Source organism: Bacillus sp. JJ722 (assembly GCF_036963345.1).
Classification (GTDB): domain Bacteria; phylum Bacillota; class Bacilli; order Bacillales; family DSM-1321; genus Bacillus_AD.
The window spans coordinates 7,445-11,301 of sequence record NZ_JBALMO010000139.1; the positions used below are offsets into that span (position 1 = coordinate 7,445).

Annotated in this window: 2 protein-coding genes and 1 pseudogene; 2 read left to right on the forward strand and 1 reads right to left on the reverse strand. The window is 30.7% G+C overall.

All coding sequences use genetic code 11. From position 1 onward, the window contains the following. Together V7014_RS16825 and V7014_RS16830 are read left to right on the forward strand one after the other, a co-directional pair. Positions 1 to 307: pseudogene (locus V7014_RS16825) on the forward strand (ABC transporter permease); the annotation flags it as partial. Positions 308 to 353: 46 nt separating this feature from the next. Continuing rightward, positions 354 to 1,220: a DUF4097 family beta strand repeat-containing protein gene (locus V7014_RS16830; protein ID WP_335508594.1), complete on the forward strand. Its 867-nt coding sequence runs from the start codon at positions 354 to 356 to the stop codon at positions 1,218 to 1,220. A gap of 426 nt (positions 1,221 to 1,646) precedes the next feature. On the opposite strand, the gene V7014_RS16835 is transcribed toward V7014_RS16830, so the two are convergent. Beyond that, positions 1,647 to 3,011: a hemolysin family protein gene (locus tag V7014_RS16835; protein WP_335508596.1), complete on the reverse strand. Its 1,365-nt coding sequence runs from the start codon at positions 3,009 to 3,011 to the stop codon at positions 1,647 to 1,649. Positions 3,012 to 3,857: the final 846 nt, after the last annotated feature.

Below are 3,857 nucleotides of genomic sequence, written 5' to 3' on the forward strand. Positions count from 1 at the left end.
AGGATTCTTTGAAACACCAGTTAGTATAAGTGATATTATTGCTACAGTTCCAAATACTTTTATTAGTGCATTTATGATGGCTGGAATAAGTTTAGTACCTTTATATTTTGGTATGAGGAAAAAATCAACTGCGACAACCATTACCTCGTCTATATTAATTGGAGTTCTGATTAATGCAACTGTTTCTGATGGGGGTAGTCAAGTTAGTTTGTTTCAATTTATAGGAGTGCCTATTGTGTTATGTTTATTGGGTCTTGCAATTGGCTACTTATCTTATCATAAAATTGACAAAATTGATTTGACCTAAAGTTAAAATGTTCAATATTTAAACTTAAATGAAATGAGAGATAAAATTGAAAAAAGTCATACTAACATCTATTGGGTTCATTGTAGTTTGCGGGGTATTTTTTAGCATTAAAGAAGTAAAAGGTGAGAGTTTTGAAGAAGAAAAGTCTTTTAAAAATAGTATTGAAGAAATCGAAATAAATAATAAATCTTGGGATATTGAGTTTAAGGATACTAAATCAAACAAAATAAAAATTACAGTTGAAGGTAAACAAAATGATAAGAAGAACGATCCAGTAACAATCAAAAAAGATGGAAAGAAAATAGTAGTTAATCAGCATAATGAAGATTTAAGCTTTATTGAAGGATTTACCTTTGGAAAAAGAGGTACTATCTATATTTCTATTCCAAAGGATGGAGTCGATGCAATTATTTTGAATAACAAATCTGGTGATATAAAAATGAAGGATGTAACGACTAAATATCTTGTAATTTCCAATGTCTCAGGTTCTAAAAAGATTGTAGGACTAAAAGCAGATAAAGGTATATTTACATCAAAAGCTGGAGAGTTAGGTTTGCAAGATAGTTCATTAAAGGAATTAACTGTAGCTTCGAAAACAGGTGATAATTATATTAATAATGTGGTTAGTCCTAAAATGAAAATTACCTCAACAGATGGTGAAGTATCAATCAAAGATATTAAAGAAGGAAAGTCATTATTTGCAGAAACGAAGACAGGAGATATTACTGTATCCTATAAAGAAACTCCTACTTCCTTAATGCTTACTGCTAACAGTAATTCAAATGATGTAACAGTTAATTTAAAAGAATTTAAGACAAAGAAGAATACTGAAAAGTCTCAAAGGGGAACTATTGGTGATGCATCAAATAAACTGAAGCTCTTGAGTAAGAAAGGAACAATAACTGTAAAATAATAATTATTAATAAGACAATCATAGATAAAAACATGAATAATAATTGTAAAGAAGACTGTCTAACAAATACAGCCTTCCTTTGATAATCTTTTGATGGAGGAAATATGACTATTGTAAATTAAAAATTTCTATTTTGATAAAATAATATGCTGGTTAAAAATTTCGTGATGGGAGACTTGTTACTGTTCTGCCTTTCCCGTTACAAGATGGACAAGACTTGCTGAAAATCTGTAAAAACGGGACTTTACCTTTACCTCTACAATTTTGGCATAATTCAATATACTTCAAGTTAATCTCTCCTTAGTTGAAATTAATGTGTTTGTTTGTATTATGAGCCAATTTGTAGATTTTCATCCTATCATTTACTATGTTTTCTAAAAAGTATCTGGCTGATTTCATAAAAAAACTGCCTAATGGCAGCTTTTTTTATGAAACAACTTCAGTTGTTTGAGACATTTGAATTTTTTCAGATTGTGATTGTTCTTCTGGCTGTGCTTCGATGGAAATCTCTTTTACAACTTCAGTTACTTCTATATATTGAATATGGTGGTCTTCCATTTCGAGAATTTTAAAGTTGAAGCCCTCGTAGGAGAGAACATCTCCTTTTTTCGCTTCATAATTTTCTGTTAAAATCCAGCCACCAATTGTATCTATATCTTCATCAGAAATATCAATTCCGAATAAATCATTTATTTGGCTGATAAGCACTTTTGCATCAATAATATAGTGATTGTCTGCTATTTTACGTATCTCAGCAACTTCATCAAGGTCGAATTCATCACGAATTTCTCCGACAATTTCTTCGATAATATCCTCAACAGTTACTAATCCAGACGTTCCGCCATATTCATCCATTAAGATGGCCATATGAATGCGTTCCTTTTGCATCTTTAGAAGTAAATCATGAATAGGAACGGTTTCGATGATACGAATGATAGGGCGGACTAAAGGTTCTACTGTTTGATCCTTGTAGTCATCGTTAGAAATCATAAATGTAAAAAGCTCTTTAACATTAACCATTCCAATAACATGGTCTTTATCACCATCTATGATAGGGTAACGAGTGAATTTTTCTTCTTTAACAATTGAAAAGGCATATTCAAGTGAATCTTCTTTTGCTAATGTAATAACTTCTGTTCGTGGAACCATTATTTCTTTAGCAATGCGATCGTCGAATTCAAATATTTTATTTACGTATTTGAACTCAGATTGGTTAATTTCCCCACTTTTATAACTGTCTGACAGAATGATTCGTAATTCTTCTTCAGTATGAGCTATTTCATGTTCAGAAGCTGGTTTTAAACCGAATGCTTTTGTTACTAATCGAGCGGAACCATTTAAAACCCAGATGAATGGAAACATCAATTTGTAAAATAGAGCTAAAGGTTTCGCTACTAATAAAGTAACTGTTTCAGCTTTTTGAATTGCAAGTGTTTTAGGTGCTAACTCTCCGACTACAACATGTAAAAATGTAACAATTGAGAAAGAGATTACAAATGAAAGTACAGTTGTTGCAGACGATGGAATGTTAAATTGTACGAATAGAGGATGTAGAATTGCTTCTATACTCTTTTCACCAATCCATCCAAGACCTAACGCCGTAACTGTAATACCTAATTGACAAGCAGAAAGGTATTCATCTAAATGGCTAACTACCTTTTTGGCAGCTAATGCACCAGTCTTACCTTCTTCTACAAGCTGATCGATACGTGTGCTTCTTACTTTTACTATGGCAAATTCTGAGGCTACGAAAAATGCTGTTAAAGCAATTAACAGGGCCAAGATAACCAAGTTTAATATGTCGTCCAAATATTTTTCCTTATCCCGCCATCATAACGAGAAAGGAGTCACCTCCTGAGATAATAAAATCTTACTAATTTTCAATCCAATACTTAGATGCTAAAACGAAACTTCATCAAATCAATGATGAGTTCTATACTTATAATGAATGTCGAAGAGAAGTTTCTCTAATTCTATTCAAGTGAGTGTTATTAACAATCATAACTGCCCCATCAACATCACCTCTACATAACTCGTAAGATTAAGATAATTATAGGAAAATTTGAACGGTCAGTCAAACTTACTGAGGGGTGAAAATCAGGGTATATTTAGTATATGAGGCGATTTTCTAGATTAGTAGTGGTATTTTCTTGGAGATTTAATTTTTATATAATTCTGATTTTTTAGTAATTATAAATTTATTTTGTAAAATTGTTTTATTTTCATAGAGTTTTCACATTTATATTCTATTATAGACTTTTAAGTCAATATAGTGCTTACAAAGATAAAATTTTTTTGCTTCGAAGCTATTATAGTTTATTCCTACTGAATTTATAGGCAGTAAAAATTACGTTAGGGAGAAATTTTAACTTTAATGTAAATGTGGTTAAATTTATGCGTGCCAATAAGGGGTGAACAAGTTGATTGACAATATAATAAAGAATCTTCAGGTGAAAGAGATACAAGTGGAAAAAACAATGTCTAGATATGATGTAATCAATAAGTTGCTTAAACATGAACAAAATACAAATGTTTTTATATTGCATGATTCTTGTTATGAAAAAAAGAAGTATGTGTTGTACAAATATAATTTCAAATAATATAAAAAGTGTTACTTTTACTTTATCCCGTTCTAAC